19 protein-coding genes and 1 pseudogene are annotated in these 18976 nt (G+C 69.1%); 13 read left to right on the top strand and 7 right to left on the bottom strand.

The features are described from left to right. Positions 1-9: 9 nt before the first annotated feature. Together BKN51_RS03685 and BKN51_RS03680 are read right to left on the bottom strand one after the other, a co-directional pair. Positions 10-1515 carry a PH domain-containing protein gene (locus tag BKN51_RS03685; RefSeq protein ID WP_101606275.1) on the bottom strand — a complete coding sequence of 502 codons (1506 nt, stop codon included), beginning with the start codon at positions 1513-1515 and terminating at the stop codon, positions 10-12. After that, a complete protein-coding gene (locus tag BKN51_RS03680) occupies positions 1512-2054 on the bottom strand; it encodes a PH domain-containing protein (protein ID WP_101606274.1) in 543 nt (180 codons plus the stop codon). Before BKN51_RS03680 ends, BKN51_RS03685 begins: the two co-directional genes overlap by 4 nt. Positions 2055-2109: 55 nt before the next feature. Here BKN51_RS03680 and BKN51_RS03675 point away from each other — a divergent pair, with 55 nt between their 5' ends. Beyond that, complete coding sequence (locus tag BKN51_RS03675; RefSeq protein WP_101606273.1) at positions 2110-2730, top strand: TetR/AcrR family transcriptional regulator; 621 nt, start codon at positions 2110-2112, stop codon at positions 2728-2730. On the opposite strand, the gene BKN51_RS03670 is transcribed toward BKN51_RS03675, so the two are convergent. Beyond that, the gene (locus tag BKN51_RS03670) at positions 2713-3366 is read right to left on the bottom strand and encodes a GOLPH3/VPS74 family protein (RefSeq protein WP_101606272.1); all 654 of its coding nucleotides are present in this window, start codon (positions 3364-3366) and stop codon (positions 2713-2715) included. The genes BKN51_RS03675 and BKN51_RS03670 overlap by 18 nt on opposite strands. Positions 3367-3368: 2 nt before the next feature. Beyond that, entirely contained in the window at positions 3369-4823 is a 1455-nt protein-coding gene (locus tag BKN51_RS03665; protein WP_101613027.1) for an ArnT family glycosyltransferase, read from the bottom strand. Between the two features lie 115 nt (positions 4824-4938). Between BKN51_RS03665 and BKN51_RS03660 the strand changes: the two are divergent. Continuing rightward, a pseudogene (locus tag BKN51_RS03660) lies at positions 4939-6169 on the top strand (sensor histidine kinase). A gap of 7 nt (positions 6170-6176) precedes the next feature. Beyond that, positions 6177-6794, top strand: coding sequence for a response regulator (locus BKN51_RS03655; RefSeq protein ID WP_221472726.1), 618 nt, complete (start codon positions 6177-6179; stop codon positions 6792-6794). Here the strand turns inward: BKN51_RS03655 and BKN51_RS03650 are convergent. From BKN51_RS03650 to BKN51_RS03640, 3 genes are all read right to left on the bottom strand, one after another. Continuing rightward, complete coding sequence (locus tag BKN51_RS03650) at positions 6784-7146, bottom strand: winged helix-turn-helix transcriptional regulator (protein WP_101606269.1); 363 nt, start codon at positions 7144-7146, stop codon at positions 6784-6786. The two genes, BKN51_RS03655 and BKN51_RS03650, sit on opposite strands and share 11 nt — an antisense overlap. 35 nt (positions 7147-7181) lie before the next feature. Continuing rightward, complete coding sequence (locus tag BKN51_RS03645) at positions 7182-7763, bottom strand: TetR/AcrR family transcriptional regulator (RefSeq protein WP_101606268.1); 582 nt, start codon at positions 7761-7763, stop codon at positions 7182-7184. 533 nt (positions 7764-8296) lie between these two features. After that, positions 8297-10084 (bottom strand): CocE/NonD family hydrolase, encoded by a 1788-nt coding sequence (locus BKN51_RS03640; RefSeq protein WP_101606267.1) that lies wholly within the window; start codon positions 10082-10084, stop codon positions 8297-8299. A 73-nt stretch (positions 10085-10157) separates the two neighbouring features. Between BKN51_RS03640 and BKN51_RS03635 the strand changes: the two genes are divergently transcribed. From BKN51_RS03635 to BKN51_RS03595, 10 genes are all read left to right on the top strand, one after another. Further along, complete coding sequence (locus BKN51_RS03635) at positions 10158-10526, top strand: hypothetical protein (protein WP_101606266.1); 369 nt, start codon at positions 10158-10160, stop codon at positions 10524-10526. After that, positions 10523-10690, top strand: coding sequence for a hypothetical protein (locus BKN51_RS43460; RefSeq protein ID WP_168214250.1), 168 nt, complete (start codon positions 10523-10525; stop codon positions 10688-10690). The genes BKN51_RS03635 and BKN51_RS43460 overlap by 4 nt, the downstream gene beginning before the upstream one ends. Positions 10691-10702: 12 nt before the next feature. After that, a complete protein-coding gene (locus BKN51_RS03630) occupies positions 10703-11392 on the top strand; it encodes a response regulator transcription factor (protein WP_101606265.1) in 690 nt (229 codons plus the stop codon). Further along, on the top strand, positions 11389-12738 hold the full coding sequence (locus tag BKN51_RS03625) for a sensor histidine kinase (RefSeq protein WP_101606264.1): 1350 nt from the start codon (positions 11389-11391) through the stop codon (positions 12736-12738). The genes BKN51_RS03630 and BKN51_RS03625 overlap by 4 nt, the downstream gene beginning before the upstream one ends. 4 nt (positions 12739-12742) lie before the next feature. Further along, positions 12743-13651, top strand: a complete 909-nt coding sequence (locus BKN51_RS03620; protein WP_101606263.1) for a LysR family transcriptional regulator — start codon at positions 12743-12745, stop codon at positions 13649-13651. A 427-nt stretch (positions 13652-14078) separates the two neighbouring features. Then, positions 14079-15236, top strand: coding sequence for a CaiB/BaiF CoA transferase family protein (locus BKN51_RS03615; RefSeq protein ID WP_101606262.1), 1158 nt, complete (start codon positions 14079-14081; stop codon positions 15234-15236). A 23-nt stretch (positions 15237-15259) separates the two neighbouring features. Next, positions 15260-16027 carry a crotonase/enoyl-CoA hydratase family protein gene (locus BKN51_RS03610; RefSeq protein ID WP_101606261.1) on the top strand — a complete coding sequence of 256 codons (768 nt, stop codon included), beginning with the start codon at positions 15260-15262 and terminating at the stop codon, positions 16025-16027. Between the two features lies 1 nt (position 16028). Then, positions 16029-16775 carry an acetoacetate decarboxylase gene (locus BKN51_RS03605; protein WP_101606260.1) on the top strand — a complete coding sequence of 249 codons (747 nt, stop codon included), beginning with the start codon at positions 16029-16031 and terminating at the stop codon, positions 16773-16775. Then, a complete protein-coding gene (locus BKN51_RS03600) occupies positions 16772-17701 on the top strand; it encodes a 3-hydroxyacyl-CoA dehydrogenase NAD-binding domain-containing protein (protein ID WP_101606259.1) in 930 nt (309 codons plus the stop codon). Before BKN51_RS03605 ends, BKN51_RS03600 begins: the two co-directional genes overlap by 4 nt. Beyond that, entirely contained in the window at positions 17701-18882 is a 1182-nt protein-coding gene (locus BKN51_RS03595) for an acyl-CoA dehydrogenase family protein (protein ID WP_101606258.1), read from the top strand. Before BKN51_RS03600 ends, BKN51_RS03595 begins: the two co-directional genes overlap by 1 nt. Positions 18883-18976: the final 94 nt, after the last annotated feature.

Raw genomic sequence — 18976 nt, 5'->3', positions numbered from 1 at the left:
GGTGAGGCCTCAGGCGCGTTCCAGGAACGGCGTCAGCAGCTCCGGAACCGACTCCTCGGCGAACAGCAGCCCTTGCTCCTCCCCCGCGTCGTACACGGAGTACGCCCCGGAACCGGCCGCCGTGGTCGCCACGACCGTCAGCAGTCCCTTGCGCCGCTGGAACACCGACTGCTTGACCGTCCAGCCGATCACGCCGTCGCGCTCCAGCGCGAACGTGCTCCGCCGCACCGTCCCGTGCCGCCCGACGAGGTACCGCCCGGTGATCCCGTGCCCGAGGTTGCGGTAGGCGTCCAGCGCCAGCAGCACCGAAACCGGCAGCAGGACCACCCCGAGCGCGGCGCCGATCACCAGGAGGACGCCGGTGAGCAGGAAGCCGAGGATCGCGAAGATCGCCAGCAGTACCACCACCGAACCGACCCACCAGCGCAGCAGCCGTCCCCGCGCGGCTCGCGGATGCCCGGTGAGCCGGACGGCTTCGGTCGGCGAGACCGGCTCGCGCAGGACCTCCGCGGCGATCCGGTTGGCCGTCGCGATCGGCGCGGCGGGCAGGAGCGTGTGGTAGTCGGTCTTGTCCTGGTCGTCGCTCTGCCGCATGCCGGTGGCGATCGCGTCGACCCTGGCCGCGCCGGAGATCCGGTTCCCGAGCGGCTCGACGAGGTCGATGCCGCGCAGCCGGGCTTCCTCGATCGAGATCGAGCGCGTGGTGAACAGCCCGCGGCGCACTCGCAGCGTGCCGCCGGCTTCGCGGTCGAGCCGGTAGTTCCACCACATCTCGATCCACAGGCCGAGCGCGCCGACCACGCCGACGACCATCGCGATCGCCAGCAGGATCAGGATCGCCACCACCAGCGGGATCCCGCTGAACAGGTCGATCACCCAGTCGATCAGGCCCTTCTGGAGCCCCACCCACTCGGAGACCTGCATGAGCCCGCCACCCGCGGCGAGCCCGAGCGCCGGGCTCAGGAACGACATCGGCGCGTAGCGGATCCAGCTCCGGTCCAGCTCGGCGAGCGGCGCGTCCTCGTCGGTCTCCGCGATTTCCGCACGGCGCAACAGGTCCGCGCGCAGCCGCTCGGCCTCGGCGCGCGAAACCGGATTGAGCTTGATCCGGCCCTGCCCGCCCGACTCGTGCGATCCGGTGCCGATCGTCACCACCGCGACACCGAACAGCCGGTGCAGCGGGTTGGCCGTCAGATCGACGTTGCGGATCCGTTCGCGTTGCAGGGACTTCCGCGAACGGAAGACCAGCGTGAACGCGGTCTCCAGCCGGTCCTGCGTGACGCGGTACCGCACGGCCTTCCAGTTGAACAGATCCAGCAGCACGCCGCCGCCGACGAGCACCACGCCACCGGCCACGACCCACGCGAGGGTGACCCAGAAGTTCCCGCCGCCACCCACGATCGCGACGGTGGCCGGGATCGCGGCCCCGACGGCCGCGCCGGCCATCGTCAGCGCGGTGACGGCGAGCGTCCGCTTGTCGAGCGTGCTCCAGCCTTCGAACTCACCCGAGGTCATGTCGCGTCCCCCGGCGTCGCCTGCGTCGTTTCGGTGAGCTGCTCCGCCAGGCTCGCGGCCAGTTCGTGGTCGAGCCCGCGGATCTTGACCGCGCCCCGCGCCGACGCCGTGGTGACCGTGACTGTCGCGAGCTTGAACAGCTGCTGCAGCGGCCCGCGCAGGGTGTCCACCGTCTGGATCCTCGACATCGGCGCGACCCGCCACTCCTGCCAGAAGAACCCGGAACGCGTGTACACCGCGGTTTCCGTGACCTCCCAGCGGTGCACCTTGAACCACCACAGCGGCATCGCGATCACCCAGACCAGGCCCAGCACCGCGAACACCGCCGCCGGCATCAGCAGCCAGAACCGCGCGGGCGGGATGAGCAGCCCGAGCAGTGCCAGGACCAGCACCGGCGAGGCCCAGAAAAGCGTCCCCTGCAGCCGCCACCAGCCCACGACCCGCTGATCCAGCACGTTCCGTGGCGGCCTCAGCCGCACCTTCCCCCGATCGGCTTCCACCGAATTCACCCCCGACGTTCGTTTACAATGCGATCGCATCGTAATAGCCTGGGACCGTAGTGGCAATGCGATCGCATTGCAAACCTCGGAACGGATGGTGAAGGTGCCGAAGCAGGTGGATCACACCGCGCGCCGCGTGGAGATCGCCGAGGCGCTCAGGCGGCTGACGGCCACGCGCGGCCTCGAAGGAGTCAGCCTCCGCCATGTCGCCGCCGAAGCGGGCATCTCGATGGGCCTGGTGCAGCACTACTTCAAGACCAAGGACGAGATGCTGCTCTTCGCCATCGAGCGCCGCTCGCAGATGTACGAGGAGCGCCTCAAAGCCCGGCTGGACGCGGGCGAAGTGCCTTCGACCCCCAAGGCCATCCTGCGCGCGATCATCGCCGAGATCCTGCCCCTCGACGAACGCCGCCGCGGCGACTGGCTGATGGGTGTCGCGTTCTTCATCCGCTCGATCTCCGACCCCTCCTTCGGGGTCGCGCTCACCGAAGGCGTGCCTCAGCTGTTCGAACTGTTCGCCGTGCTGATCCGCCAGGGCCAGGACGCGGGCGATGTCGACAAGTCGTCCGACGCGATGCACGAGGCGACGATCCTCTGGGCGCTCGCGGATTCGCAGGGCACCAACATCGTGATGAAGCACCGGACGCCGGACGAGGCGATGTCCACTGTGGACTACTACCTCGACCGGCTGTTCGGCTCAGCCCCCGTTGCCTGAGGACACGGCGGACGCCCGCACCGCCCGCAGTTCCCGGAACAGCTTCCGCAGCGCGGGAACCGCGTCCCCGCCCCGTTCCGACAGTTCCTCGATCCGGTCCTTGTACTGGCGCCTGAGCTTTCCGGGGACGACGTCGCGGAGTTCGACGGCGGCCGCCAGCGAGGTGAGCGCGGCGTCGCTCGCGTCCACATCGGACGCCGGGGACGGCCCGCGCAACGCCTGATCGACCAGGGCTCGCAGCCTGTCGACGACGGCGGGGTCCCGCACGATCGGGCGACGCGACGGGAACAGGCCCAGTGTCCGGCCGGTCTTCAGTTCGATCACGCCCGTCGTGTCCAGCTGGGACTCCAGTGCCTCCAAGGTTCCGCGCGCGTCCTTGCGCACCCACCACTTCCACTTGCGGGGGCTCTCTCCCGCGATCTCGGCGAGCATCTCGTCGAGGACGAGATCGCCGGTCGGCCCGGCGCCGGACACCGCGACCCGGCCGTCCGCGTCGGCGACGCGGCCGCGCAGCACGAGGTCGGTCAGCGCGGCACCGCGGGTCAGCAGTGCCGTCCGGTGCCTGTCCCGCAGTTTGTCCTTGCCGACGTTGCACGAGAGCAGATACGCCTTGGCGGGCAGGGAAAGTTCGGTCATCGTCAGTGCCTTTCCAGCTTGGGCCAGATCTCGTCCCAGGAACCCTGTCTGCCGTCATACCGCCACAGCAGTCCTTCCACCACCGGTGTCACCGAGGCGAAGTACGGCTTGAGCAGTCCCGGATCGAATCCGAGGAAGAGCACGCTGTCCGCGGATTCCGGGGGCCGGTCGAAGTACCAGTAGCCGCGGTGGCCACTGTAGACGTGGTCGATGCCGTACCGCTGACCGTAGAACTCGGTCGCAGCGGCGAACGGGTAGATCTCGGCGTAGACGGCGGTGCGTGCCCGCTGCTCCGGCGGCAGGGCCGCGTAGGTCTCGCCGATCGCCTTGACCACTTCCTGCTGCGGCAGTTCACCTCCGGCGAAGGAGCTGCCGAGGGTGATCGGGCCGAAACTCGTCCGGGTCATCGTCGCCGGGTAGATCGGCAGGCCGGCGAGGGTGATCGCCGCCGAAAGAACCATCACGGGCCACGCCATGAGCCGCCATCGGGGGACGTGCTTCGCGAATCCCGTCGCCGCGGCGGCGTACGGCAGCGCGAAGACACTCATCAGATAGTAGGAACGTCCGTGCAGCACAAGGAACGCGACGATGAGCGTGACTATCGCTACCCCCAGGAAGCGATAGCCGCGCAGTTCACGCGAAGAGAGCAGCCGGACGAGGCCGTAGACGAACGCGAGCACGCCCGCCCCGACGCCGGCCGTCAGGAAACCGTCGCGCAGGAAGGGCCACGTGCCGGGGAATTCCGCCGAGACGACGTCGTTCATGATCAGGTACGGCCAGCCGTTCGACGCCTGCCAGAGCAACGTCGGGATCGTCGCGACGACGGCGATTCCCGCGCCCAGCCACAGTTTCGGCCGTCGCACGAGCTCCCTCGGCCCGAGCACCAGCGCGGCGAGCAGGGCGAGCGCCCAAAACGCGGGGATGAGGAACTTCGTCTGCAGCGAGATCGCGGTGACCACCCCCGCCCAGACCAGCAGCCCGTCGCGGCGGGTGCGCACCCAGCGGACGACCAGCCAGACGATCACCGTCCACAGGAACGGGTCGAAGACGTAGGTGCCGATCCAGTGGCTGACGATGATCGTCCCGGACGTGGCGTAGAGCCCGGCCGCGAGCACCTGCGCGCCGCGCCCGCCGCCCAGTTCCCTGGCGATCAGCGCGGTGACGACCACCCCGGCGGCCGCGGCCAGCGTCATCGGCAGGCGCAGCATCACCAGTGAACCGGGGAACAGCGAGTCCATCGCCCCGGCCAGCGCCGGGATCAACGGTGGCTGGTCGAAGTACCCCCATGCCAGATGGTCCCGGCCCGCCATCAGGAAGTACAGCTCGTCGAAGCCGTGCGCGTACCGGCCGCTCGTGGCCAGCAGCGCGGCTCCGGCCAGCGCGGCGACGACGAACACCGGCAGGCGGGCGAAGGCCTGCTCCTGTCCTGTTCGGACTGTCTGGGTCGCGATGTTCATGATCTCCACTTCACCGCGGACGGCCGGTCGGAGGAAACCGGGTAAGGATGGTGACCGCATAGACGAAAGTTGCGGATCCCGGGCGAGGGGACACCCTGCTGGTTACCTTGAGCCGGTGGAGAAAAGCAGGCCGTTCCGGCCCGGTCCGGTCGACACCGTGTGGCTCACGCTGGCGGCGCTCGCGTTCGTGGGCCTGGACATCACCCTGTACGTGTTCGGCGAACCGACCACCGGATGGGCGGGGCCCGCCGCGGGTGTCACCCTGCAGGTGTTCCTCGATCTCTCGCTGATCCTGCTGTTCCGGTTCCCGCGGCTGGTCGGGGGCCTGATCACGGCCGGGGCGCTGCTGATGCTCGCGTCCGACCTGTTCTCCCCCGGGCTGCTGGTGCCGGAGCGGCAGCTGACGCTGATGACCGTCCCGACGATCACCCCGGTCGTGCTGAGCCAGCTGGCCCGCCTGATGGACCGGCGGACGCTGCTCTGGCTGACCGCGATCCTGGTGGTCTGCGCGTCGCGGCCGTGGGACGCGCACTGGAGCACGACCCCGTTCGGCCTGCTGGGCACGGCGCTGCCCACGTCGATTTCGCTGTACTTCGAGGCCCGGCGCCAACTGCTGCGCTCGCTGCGCGACCGTGCCGAACGCGCCGAACGCGAGCAGCACCTGCTCGCCGAACGTGCCCGCGCCGAGGAGCGGCGGAAACTGGCCGAGGAGATGCACGACGTCGTCACGCACCGGCTGAGCCTGATGGTGCTGCACGCCGGCGCGCTCGGCGTCGTCTCGGCGGACGAAGCGGTGCGGACCTCCGCCGAGGACATCCGGCGCGAAGGCGCGCTGGCACTCGACGAACTGCGCGATCTGGTCGGGGTGCTGCGCAACGGCGCGAACGCGGAGCCGCGCACGCTCACCGACGGCACGGCGGGCGATCCGGCGACGCTGGTCGCGGAATCGGCGTCGGTGGGCATCCCGACCGAGCTGACCGTGCGCGGCGACCCCGGGCGGATCTCCCCGACCGTCGCCCGCACCGCCTATCGCGTGGTGCAGGAGGCGCTGACGAACATCCGCAAGCACGCGCCGGGCTCGACAGCGACCGTCGAGCTCCGCTACCACGCGGGTGGCCTGGACGTCGCCGTGGAGAACACGCGGGCGGGTGCCACCCCGGATCCGGCGCTGGCCGACAGCGGCTCGGGTGCGGGGCTGGCCGGGCTGCGGCAGCGTGTCGAGCTGATCGGCGGCCGGTTCGAAGCCGGGCCGCGAGCGGGCGGCGGGTACCGCGTCGATGCGATACTTCCGGCCTACGTCCCGACTGCGGAAGGAGATGCGTGATCCGGGTGGTCGTCGTCGATGACGAGCCGATGGTCTGCGCGCATCTGCGGACGATCCTCGGTTCCGCCGAGGACATCGAGGTCGTGGCACAGGCGCAGGACGGCGCGGAGGCGGTCGAGGCCGTGGTCCGGCACCGGCCCCGGGTGGTGCTGATGGACCTGCGGATGCCCGGTGTCGACGGGCTGACCGCCATCGAGCGGATCGCGAAACTCCCGGACCCGCCCGCGGTGGTCGCGCTGACGACGTTCGACGCGGACACCTACGTCATCCGCGCGTTGCGGGCGGGCGCGGCCGGATTCCTCGTGAAGTCGACGCCGCCCGAGGACCTCATCGGCCTGGTCCGGGTGGCCGCCGACGGGCACACCGTGCTCTCCCCCGAGGCCGCGCAACGGCTGGTGGCGATGTCGGCCGACGGACGGCGTCGCGGTGACGACGCGCGGCGGAAGACCGAAGGGCTGACAGAACGGGAGACGGACGTCCTGGCCTGCCTAGGCGAAGGACTGTCCAATGCGGACATCGCGGCTCGGCTGCACCTCGCCGAGGCGACGGTGAAGAGCTACGTGTCGCGGATGCTGGTCAAACTGGACTGCGCGAACCGGACGCAGGCGGGCCTGCTGGCGCACGAGGCCGGTCTGGTCAAGCGCTGAGCTGGCCGTCGTAGCTCTTGCGGGCGTCGAGGACCTCGCCCATGTGCACGCGAGCCCACTTGTCGAGCATCTCGAGCGGTTCGGCGAGATTGCGGCCGAGGGCGGTCAGCTCGTACTCGACGTGCGGCGGGATCTCCGGGTACGCGGTCCGCGTCAGGATGCCGTCGCGGACGAGGCTGCGGAGCGTCTGGGTGAGGACCTTCTGCGAGATTCCGCGCACGCGCTTGCCGATCTCGGTGAACCGGAGCGGGCCGTCGCCGAGCACGCCGACGATCAGCACGGTCCACTGGTCGCCGATGCGGTCGAGCAGGGCGCGGGTGGGGCAGTCGGGGTCGTACGGGTTTCCGAGCACGTGACCTCCTCACTCTCCCGGGGAGAGTAACACGCCTAGCGAGAGGGAGTGGGCTGCATCAGCGCCTCGAACAGCAGGATCAGGTGACGGCGGCCGCGCTCCCAGCGCGCCTCCAGTTCCGCCTGGTCGCGGGTCGCCCAGCTGGCGATGAGGATGCCGCGGACGACGTCCATCGCCGTGTACACCGCGTGCAGGAACTCCGGATGCGCCGAATGGTCCGGGAGCAGCGCCTTGCCGAACTCGACCAGGCTGCTCGTCGCGATCGGCTCGACCACCGCCATCTGCGCACGCAGCTCCGGATCGGTCCTAGACGCCACCCACAGCTCGACGGTCGCCGAGAAGACCGGGCCCTGGTGCATCTCCCACAGCAGCTGCAACGCGTCCCCGACCGGGTCGGCCGACGCCTTGAGCCGGTCGATCTCGGCCATCGCGACCTCGGTGCGCCTGGCCGCGAGATGCCGGATGGCGGAGGTGACGAGGTCGGTCTTGGTCGGGAAGTGGTGCACCTGCGCGCCGCGGGTCACCCCGGCGCGATCCGCGACGCGGGTGGTCGTGGTGCCCGCGTAGCCGTACTCGACGAGACAGTCGATCGTGGCGTCGAGCAGCCTGACGCGCATCGCGGCGCTGCGTTCCTCCTGCGTGCGTCGTGGGGCTGCCATGCGCCTACTTTATGGGGCGCCGCGCGAGGGCCGTGTCACGAGGCTCTCGTCCGCGCGTGGCGGCAGGCGGTGCCCGTGCCCTTCGCATCTAGAGGACTAATTGCGGTAGTTCGCGGGCGAACGTCCGCGTAATCGTGGGCAGGCGACTGACTGTGTGGATTTTGGGGCGTTAGATGACCCGAAATCCACACAGTCCCGCGTGACCGACCCGGCCACGACAGCCGAAGACGGGAGGGTGTGTGGAAATAGGGACGTTCAACGTCTCTATTTCCACACACCCCTTACCTTGGGTAACACCTCACGCGCTCACCAGCCACTGGTACCCCAATGCGCCTTTGGGGACATCGATCGCGGGGGCGGTCGCGAGCATTCAGGAGTGGATCCGTTTGCGGGGTGGCCACGGTGTCATGAAAGGGGCTTTCAGGACATATTTCGTCCTGAAAGCCCCTTTCATGACACGCTCCGGCCCCGTCCCGACCGCATTTAGAGGACTAAACGCGGTTCGCGACCGGTACCGAAAGCGAAGTCCCGCCCAGTTCGAACGTCACCCGGGCACCGGGCGCGGGCTGCGCCGGATCGAACATGTCCGCGTCGGTCCCGCCGAGGACGAGCGCCAGCCGGTGCCCGGCCGGGACGACGTGGTCGAGGCTGCTCAGCCGGAACGTCATCGTGTACGCCTTCCCCGGTACCAAAGGCTCGCCCCGCCACAGCGACCGATGATGCCCGAGGTCCGCCCAGCCGGTCGCCACGATCCGTTTGTCCACCGCGACCGGGTCAGCGGCGGTGTCGAGGAAGCACCCGGTATCGGCGGCGGTGCCCGCGCCCCAGCAGGAACGGGTCGTCAGGTTCTTGATGCCCAGCGCGGGGAACTTCGTGTTCCGCACGGTCGCGGGCCCGTAGTCGACCAGCACCGCGCCGAGCCGCGCGCTCGGTTTGTCCGAGCGCGCGGTCACCGTCACCGTGGCGGTCCCGGCGATCCGCGTGTCCGCGCGCACCGGCTCACCCGCGAAGACCAGGCGCTCGGGGCTGGCCTGCGACGGGCTCTCCACCCACTGGGACGCGCCACGCGCCGGGTCGTCGGTCAGCGAAGCTGCACCGGCGGCAGGACGCTTCCCCAGCCCTCCATCCGAAGAAGGCCACAGGGTGTGCGACCGCGTCGCAGGAGGCCAGCGGCGTTCGTCGGTCCAGCGGTCCGGGGTGTGTTCGATCCGGATCGCCGGTTCGGTTTCGACGCCGTTGCGGACGCCGAGCAGCCACCGGTCGAACCAGCGGTGCAGGGTCTTCACGAACAGCGACCGGTCGAGGTCGAACGGGTCGACGTGCGCCGCCTGGTGCAGCCACGCCTTCCGCGGCACGCCGTACGCGTTCAGTGCCTCCCACCAGGGCCCGAACTGGATCGGGTTGACGTTGAGATCGTGGAAGCCCATCGACGCGAAAACGCTTGCGCGCACCTTGCCGGTCTTCGCGACGTAGTCGAGCCCGCGCCAGTACTCGTTGAAGTTCCCGTCCGTCCCCGCGCGTCTCGCGTTGTCGTCCTCGAACGGCTGGCACAGCTTCTCGGCACGCGGGTTGTACAGACCCGGCCCGCCCGCCCAGCCGAAGTACGCGCCGTGCGAGTTGTGGACCTCGTAGTACGAACTGACCCCCGCGATCGGCACGATGGTCTTCAGCCCGTCGATCCCGGACGCCGCCATCCCGATCGCCGTCGCCCCGTCCTGCGACTTCCCGATCGCGCCGACCGACCCGTTCGCCCAGCCCGCGCGGACCCGCTCCGGCCCGAACGGCGTCCGGAACGCGCTCGCGCGGCCGTTCAGCCAGTTCACGACCGCGTTGCCGGAGGCGACGTCGTCGAAGCACCCGGACGAACGGTTGGTGCCCCCGACGTCGACCAGCACGACCGCGTACCCGCGCGGGACGAAGTAGTTGTCGTAGAAGAGCGGGAACTGCGAAGGCGTGCCGTCGGGCAGATACGTCTTCGGCTGCCGCTCGTTGCCGCGCCCGATCTTCTCGAAGTACGGACTGACGTCCATGATCACCGGAATACGGCCGGCGGGTTCCGACGGCCGGACGATGTCGGCGGCGACCCGGTCGACCTGTCCGTCGCGGTCGAGGTCCTGTCCGGTCTCCACCCAAGCCGTCTCGCGGATGGCCTTCTCGTAGGAGAACACCGGTGCGCTGACGCCGTCACGGAGGACGAACGCGGGTGGCGCGGCGGTCGCCGGTGCGGCGGTGGCCAGCAGCATCGCCACCACGGTGGCGGTCAAAGTCTTCAGCCCCATCGTCCGAGTATCGCTTACAAAACCCGAACATCACCCCCACATTCCTCGTATCCGGCCACGCGAGGCTCTTCGCATGCTGAAACACACCATCGCCGCCTGCCTGACCGCGGCCGGCCTCATCGCCCTCGCCCCGGCCGCCTCGGCGCAGACCCCGATCACGCTCAGCCCCGAAGAGTCCCAGCAGTTGTGCGCCGAATGGCTGCCCAAGCTCACCGAGCGCACCACGAAGCTCACCGACCGCATCAACGGCGGGCCCGAGATCCGCGGTTCCGTCGCGAACCTCAAGGCCAGGGCCGAAGACCAGCGCAAGAAGAACCACAACGACACCGCCGACAGGCTTCAGAAGCGGGCCGACAAGCGCAGCGGCCGCCTCCCCGAACTCACCGCGGCGAAGCAGAAGCTCGACGCGTTCGCGGGCGCGCACTGCAAGGCGGGCAAGTGAAACGCCTCCTGGCCGCGAGTCTCACCGCGCTCGCGCTGTTCGGCACCGCCGCCTGCGACGACACCGAGGCATCGAGTCCGGCACCGGCGCCGGGCGAACTCGGCGACGTGCAGCGCACCCTCGACTCGATCGAGCAGGACATGGCCGGCGACCCGGCCCCGTGACAGGATCTGCCGGTGACGACACAACCGGGACGCGGGCTGGTGCTGGTCGTCGAGGACGACCCCGCGATCGCCGAACTCGCCTCGCTCTACCTGAAGCGGGACGGGTTCGGCGTGCTGGTCGAAGCGGACGGCGGCGCGGCGCTGGCCACGATCCGGCGGCTGCGCCCGGTCGCGATCGTGCTCGACATCGGACTGTCCGGAATGGACGGTATCGAGATCTGCCGGACGCTGCGCGCGGACGGCGACTGGACACCGGTGCTGTTCGTGACGGCCCGCGACGACGAACTGGACCGCTTGCTGGGCCTGGAGATCGGCGCGGACGACTACCTGACGAAACCGTTCAGCCCGCGTGAACTCTCGGCCAGGGTGCGGACCGTGTTGCGCCGCGCCGCCGGATCCGCGCCGCCCACCGAGATCTACGCGGCGGGCGGCGTTCGCGTCGACGTCACCCAGCGCCGCGTCTGGGCCGCCGGCACCGAGATCGCGCTGACGTCGACCGAGTTCGATCTCCTCACCCATCTGGTGAAACGACCCGGCCAGGTGTTCAGCCGCGACCAGCTGCTCAGCTCCGTCTGGGGTTACGCGGCTTCGGCGGGCACGCGAACCGTCGACGTCCACATCGCCCAGCTCCGGGGAAAACTGGGTGAGCACAGTCCGATCAGGACGGTCCGCGGCATCGGGTACGCGGCGGACGCCGGATGAGGCGGACCTCGCTCGCGCTGCGGATCACCGTGGTGTGCCTCGCGATCGCCGCAGTCGCGGTGGTGGTGGCCGGACTGGTCGCGGCCCGCCTGATCCGCACCACCGGGACCGACGTGCTCCGGCAGTCGCTCTCGGCGCAGGCCGACGTGGTCGCGAGCCAGCTCGACGAGACCGGGATCGGCAACCGGCTCGGTGCCGGCAAGGTCGCGGAAGTCGTTCGGGGGCAAGGGATCGACGTCGTCGTCCGCCGTCCGAACGGGACACTCGACGGCGACGGGACGGTGGCGGCGATCGCCGCCGCCAAAGCCGGGTTCACCCGCTCCGGCACGGTGCTCGTCGAAGGTCAGCAGTACCTCGTCGAGGTCCGCACGGTCGGCACGAAAGGGGCGGCGTTCGCGCTCGTCCAGTCGACGAAGACCGGCGAAGCCCGTGGGCGGATGCTGGTGCGCAACACCGTGCTCGCGCTGGGCGCCGGGCTGGCGGTCGCCGCGATCGCGGGACTGGTGCTGAGCCGGATGCTGTCCCGTCCGCTGCGCCGGGCCGCGTCGGTGGCGAACGGGATGCGTTCCGGACGCCGTGACCTGCGGGTTCCCGTCGAAGGGCCGTCCGAGGTCGCGGACGTGGCGAAGTCGGTCAACGCACTGGCCGACGCCCTGCAGTACAGCGAGGCACGGCAACGCGAGTTCCTGCTTTCGGTGTCGCACGAACTGCGGACGCCGCTGACCGCCGTCACCGGATTCGCCGAGGCGATCAGTGACGGCGTGGCCGAAGGCGAGGACGCCCGCCGAGCCGGGGAGACCATCCACCGCGAGGCGCAACGACTGGAACGCCTGGTCAGCGACCTGCTGGAACTGGCGAGACTCGGCGCCGACGAATTCCCCCTCGATCCGGCACGGCTCGACCTCGCCGCGCTCGTCGACGAATGCGCCGACGTCTGGCGGCTGCGCTGCGCTCAGCAGAACGTGACGTTGCTGGTCGAGCGGACACCCGGCGAGGTCCCGGTCGTCGCCGATCCGCGACGGCTCCGCCAGGTCGTCGACGGGCTGGCCGAGAACGCCCTGCGCGTGACCCCGGCGGGCGCGCCGATCGTGTTCTCCCTGGTCGCAGGCGAGGGACAGGCCCGGTTGGCGGTGCGCGACGGCGGGCCCGGCCTCGCGCCGGAGGACTACCCGGTCGCGTTCGAGCGCGGGGTGCTGAACAAGCGGTACCGCGACAGCCGTCCGGTCGGTTCGGGGATCGGGCTCGCGCTGGCGCACGGCCTGGTCACCCGCATGGGCGGGACCCTGACCGCCGGTCCGGCGCCGGAAGGCGGAGCCGCGTTCACCGTCGCCTTCCGGTTAGGGTGATCACGTGGAGATGTTGCACCTGCGGTATTTCGTCGCCGTCGCCGAGGAGCTGAACTTCTCCCAGGCGGCCAGGAAGCTGCACATGGCCGCCTCCCCGCTGAGCCAGCGCATCAAGGATCTCGAACACGAACTCGGCCACAGGCTGTTCGACCGCAGCACGCACCACGTCACGCTGACCGCGGCCGGTTCGGCGCTGCTGCCGATCGCGCGGGACGTCCTCGACCAGGTCAACGCGATTCCGTGGCGGCTGCAGGAGGCGGTGAAGCCGCGGCGGAGCACCGTGTTCATCGGGATGCCCGCGGGCGTGCATCCCGCCCTGCGCGAACGGGTCAAACGGCTCGAAGAGCACTGTCACGACCGGTTCGAACTCAAACGCTGGCCGGGGACGACACCGGATCTGGTCGCCGCGGTGCACGAGGGCAAACTGGCGTTGTCGCTGGTCCGGATGCCGGTCACCGATCCCGCGCTGGAGATCATCCCGGTGCAGGTCGAGCGGCTCGGCGCCGTCGTCCCCGCCGGCCGGTTCGCCGGGCGGGAAACGGTGGACATCGCCGAATTGAGTGACCTGTCCTACATCGCGTCCGCCTCGGAAAGCATTCCGGCCTATTCGGACGACATGGACCGCAAATTGTCCAACGCGGGGATCAAGAAAAGGCTCAAAGTCGGCGGAACCGAATATTCGGGCATCTCGGAATTGGTGGCGAACGGATCTTCGTTCTCGATCACCATGCTCGATCCGGCCAGTCCGATGCACCTGTTCCTGGTCGACGGCGCCACCATCCTGCCGTTCGCGGATTTCCGCCCCCAGCTGGAGACTTCTCTGGTCTGGCGGCGGGACCGCGCCGAGGACGGCGACCTCGCCGAACTCGTCGCCGGAGTCCGCGAGATCTTCGCCGAACCGCTTTCGACCTGACGAGGGTCGCTCGCCTCTCGCCTCGATCAAGGTGGTCGCGAGTGGCAAGTGTCGTTCTATTGAGAGGTAAGAAAACGTGCCGTGGCGTTGAGGTGTGCGCCCACTGTGACATTGGGGCCGTTGAGTGTCCCCAATGCCACATTCGGGGCACCTGGTATCGGGTGACTTGACGTCGTGTCTCGAAGGTCCCCTTCACCCGGCCCGACACGCCCACCTGAAGTCCGCCACCGCCAGGACACGTCTGACATACCCCTCGATAAAAACAATAATCACTCACGACCCGCGCACGCCGACCAAACGCGTCCAATTCGGACAATAAATGGTATGACCACCGCGGTCATACCATTCTTCGTTTCTTGATCATTCCCTTTATCGCCATTCGCGCCTAACTTCGAAGGTAGAGCGAACAACGGCGAAGGGAAGCAAAATGACTCAGACCGCCACCGGACCACTGGACGGCGTTCGCGTGATCGACCTCTCGACGGTGGTCATGGGACCGTACGCCGCGCAGATCCTCGGCGACCTCGGCGCCGACGTGATCAAGATCGAGTCCCCCGCCGACACCGTGCGGGTGGGCAAGTTCCGCACGACGCCGGGCATGACGCCGCTCAACCTGAACGTGAACCGCAACAAGCGCAGCGTCGCCCTCAACCTCAAGGACGAGGAGCAGCGCGAGCAGGCACTCGAGCTCATCGACACCGCAGACGTGCTGATCACCAACATGCGACCGGGTGCGCTGAGCAGGCTCGGCATGAACTACGCCGACGTCGCCGCGCGCAACCCCCGCTTGGTCTACGCCCACGCGCAGGGCTTCCGCAGCGATTCCGACCGCGCGGGCCACGCCGCCTACGACGAGACGGTGCAGGCGTCGTCCGGCCTGGTCGACGTCGCGAACCGCGCACTGGGCAAGCCGGTCTACCTGCCGACGATCATCGGCGACAAGGTCTCCTCCCTGACCATCGCCTACACCGTGCTCGCGGCGCTGGTGCACCGCGACAAGACCGGCGAGGGCCAGCGGGTCGAGATCCCGATGACCGACACGCTGATCGCGTTCAACCTCGTCGAACACCTCGCCGGGCACGTCTTCGAACCCGCGGAGGGCCCGACCGGCTTCGGCCCGTCGATGAACCCGGGCCACAAGGCGGTGCACACCAAGGACGGCATGGCCTGCGTGATCCCCTACAACCCGCAGAACTTCCGCGACTTCTTCCACGCCGCCGGACGGCCGGAACTGGCCGAGGACCCGCGCGTCAACGGCGACGCCATCGACGGCGCCGACCACGAGGCGCTGGCCGAGCTGATCGCCGACTGCGCCCCGGCGCTGACCACCGAAGAGTGGACCGAGGTCTGCGCGAAGCACAGCATCCCGATGGCCCCGGTCCTGGAACTGGACAACGCCCAGGACGACGAATACGTCCGCGACGGCCACCTGCTCGACGTCGTCGAGCACCCGAGCGAGGGCTCGATCCGCACCATCGGCATCCCGGTGAAGTTCTCCGCGACCCCCGGCTCCGTCCGGCGCCTGGCGCCTCTGCCGGGTCAGGACACCGAAGAGGTCCTGCGCGAACTCGCCACCACGCTTTGAGCACACCCAGCTGAGGAAGAACCATGAGCAGCACAGAAGTAAGGACAGAACGGGTCGGCGGCACGCTGCTGATCACGATCGACCGGCCGCAGGCCCGCAACGCGGTGAACGCCGCCGTCGCGGCCGGGCTCGCCGAAGCACTCGACCTGCTGGAATCCGATCCCGCACTGCGGGCCGGCGTCCTGACCGGCGCGGACGGCTCGTTCAGCGCAGGCATGGACCTCAAAGCAGCGCTGAAGGGCGAATCGCCCGAGATCCCCGGCCGCGGGTTCGGCGGGCTGACCGAGGCGGAGCTGTCGAAGCCGCTGATCGCCGCCGTCGAGGGCTGGGCCATGGGCGGCGGGTTCGAGCTGGCGCTGGGCTGCGACCTGATCGTCGCCGCCGAAGACGCGAAGTTCGGGTTGCCCGAGGTGAAGCGCGGGCTGATCGCCGCCGGTGGCGGCGTGATCCGGCTGCCGAAGCGGATCCCGCACCACCTGGCGATGGAGTTCCTGCTCACCGGCGAGCCGATCAGCGCCGAGCGCGCCGGACGGCTGGGCCTGGCGAACCGGGTCGTCCCGAGCGGCGAGGCCGCCGCCGTCGCGCTGCAACTCGCCGAGCAGATCGCCGCCAACGCTCCCCTGGCGCTGGCACTAGTCAAGAAGATCGTCCGCGCCGCCGACGGTGTGCCGGACGCGCAAGCGTTTGCCACCCAGCGTTCGGAGATGCCGGCGCTGATGAAGTCCGCCGACGTCCGCGAGGGCATGCAGGCCTTCGCCGAGCGCCGCGCTCCGCAGTGGACAGGTGAGTGAGATGAAGCAGCAAGAAGTCCTCCGGCACGTGACCACCCCGCTCACGAACCCGGCGTACGCGCCGGTGGTGCCCCGGTTCACCAACCGCGAGTACCTCAACATCGTCTACCGCACCGACGCCGACGCCCTGCGCGCCGTCGTCCCGGAGCCCCTGGAAATCGACGAGCCGCTGGTGCGGTTCGAGGTGATGAAGATGGGCGACGTCAGCGGCTACGGGCCCTACACCGAGTCCGGCCAGGCGATCCCGGTGAGCTTCGAGGGCGAACGCGGCGAGTATCTGCACGCGATGTACCTCGACAACTTCCCGGCCACCGCGTCCGGCCGCGAGATCAGCGCGTACCCGAAGACCATCGGCTCGCCGAAGCTGTTCGCCGAGAACGGCGCGCTCGTCGGGACGCTCGACTACGGCAGCCAGCGCGTCGCGACCGCGACCATGGGCTACAAGCACCACCGGCTGGACGTCCGCGAGGCCGAAGCGCAGATCACCGTGCCGACGTTCATGCTCAAGACCATCCCGGACTACGACGGTTCGCCCCGGGTCTTCGAACTGGTCCGCACCGAGATCACCGACGTGGTGGTCAAGGAGGCGTGGACCGGACCCGCGCGGCTGCAACTGTTCCAGCACGTCCTGGCGCCGCTGGCGGATCTCCCGGTGCTGGAGGTCGTTTCCGCGAGCCACATCCTCACCGACCTGACGCTCGCCCCGGTCAAGCCGGTCTTCGACTACCTGAAGGGAGCACGGTCATGACTTTTCGCACCGCCGCGGTGATCGGCGCGGGGACCATCGGCCTTTCGTGGACGGCGTTGTTCGCCTCGCACGACCTGGACGTCTGGGTCTCGGACCCGCGGCCGGACCTCGCCGACGCCGTCGCAGGCGCACTGGCGGACTTCGCCCCGCATCTCGGCCGGGACGCCGCGGACCTCGCCCCTCGCGTCCACCTCGCCGCTGACGTCACCGAAGCCGTCCGGAACGCGGATGTCGTGCAGGAGAACGGGCCCGAGAACGTCGAGTTCAAGAAGGACCTGTTCGCGACCCTGGTCCGCGAGGCACCGTCGCACGCACTGCTGCTCAGCTCGTCTTCGGCGATCCCCTCGACGGCGTTCACGGGAGACCTGGACGACGCTTCCCGGGTCCTCATCGGGCACCCGTTCAACCCGCCGCACCTGATCCCGCTGGTCGAGGTCGTCCCCGGCGAGCGTACCGGTGCCGAGTCGGTCGACCGGGCCGTCGAGTTCTACCGGTTCGTCGGCCGCACTCCGGTGGTGGAACGCAAGGAGATCCCCGGGTTCGTCGGCAACCGGCTGCAGAACGCGCTGAGCCGCGAGGCCATCTACCTGGTGGAACAGGGTGTCGTGTCACCGTCCGAAGTGGACGCGGTGATGACGAACTCGCTCGGCATCCGCTGGTCGACGGTCGGGCCGTTCCTCGGCTCGCACCTGGGCGGCGGCCCCGGCGGTTACCGCCACATGGCCGAGCACATCGGCAAGTCGATGAAGAAGATGTGGGCCGGTCTCGGCCAGCCCTCGCAGAGCCCCGAAGAACAGGAACGGCTCATCGAAGCCGTGGAATCCGCTTACGGCTCCTCCACGTACTCGGAACTCGCCGAGGCGCGCGACCGCAAGCAGCTCGCGGTGCTGTCCGCTTTGGACAACGCCGGCAAGGAGGAGAACTGATGGAAGACCAGCTGACCGCCGACTTCTACGACTACGAAGCCCTGCTGCCGGACGAGGAGCGCAAGCTGCTGCTCAAGGCGCGTGACTTCATGCGCACCGAGGTCAAGCCGCTCGTGAACGAGTACTGGGCGAAGGGCGAATTCCCGCACGAGCTCGTCGGCAAGTTCCGTGAGCAGGGCCTCGCCGGGCTGCCCTACGAGGGCTACGGCGAGCACCTCCCGGCCACCAGCCACCTGCTCAGCGGGATGATGGCGATGGAGATGACCCGCACGGATCCCTCCGTGGCCACGTTCTTCGGTGTCCACAACGGACTCGCGATGTACAGCATCTACTCCGGCGGCGACCAGGAGCAGCGCGACCGCTGGCTCCCGTCGATGGCGGCGATGGACAAGATCGGCGCGTTCGCGATGACCGAGCCGCTCGGCGGTTCCGACGTCGCGGGCGGCATGCGCACCACGGCGCGGCGTGACGGCGACACCTGGATCCTCAACGGCGCCAAGAAGTGGATCGGGAACGCGACCTTCGCCGACCTGGTCATCGTGTGGGCCCGCGACGAGGACGACAACAACGTCAAGGGTTTCGTGGTCGAGAAGGACTCTCCCGGATTCGTCCCGGTCAAGATCGAGAACAAGTTCGCGTTCCGGATCGTGGAGAACGCGGAGATCACACTGACCGACGTCCGGGTGCCGGAGGCCAACCGGCTGCAGGGCATCGACTCGTTCCGCGATGTCGCGGAGATCCTGCGCGCGACCCGCGGTGGCGTTGCCTGGCAGGGGCTGGGCGTGATGATCGGCGCCTACGAACTCGCGCTGGACTACGCCAAGGAGCGTAAGCAGTTCGGCCGTCCGATCGCCCGGTTCCAGATGGTGCAGGACATGCTGGTGAAGAGCCTCGGCAACATCACCGCGTCGTGGGGCATGCTCGTGCAACTGGCCCGCTTGCAGGACGCCGGGATCTTCAAGGACGAGCACTCGTCGCTGGCGAAGGCGTTCGTGACCTCGCGGATGCGGGAGGTCGTCGCCTGGGGCCGCGAGATCTTCGGCGGCAACGGGATCGTGCTGGACAACGACATCATGCGGTTCTTCACCGACGCCGAGGCGATCTACTCGTTCGAAGGCACCCGGGAGATGAACACGCTGATCGTCGGGAAGGCCATCACCGGCCAAAGCGCCTTCGTGTAAACCGCACTTGCGCGTGAAGGCCCCCTTCCCTCGGTTGTGGTTCTCTTCACGAGCAGGGCAAGCGTGGCGTACTCGTGTTGTGAAAGCCTCGTTC

This window comes from Amycolatopsis sp. BJA-103 (assembly GCF_002849735.1).
Taxonomy (GTDB): domain Bacteria; phylum Actinomycetota; class Actinomycetes; order Mycobacteriales; family Pseudonocardiaceae; genus Amycolatopsis.
This window is presented reverse-complemented; position numbering and strand designations above follow the sequence as displayed.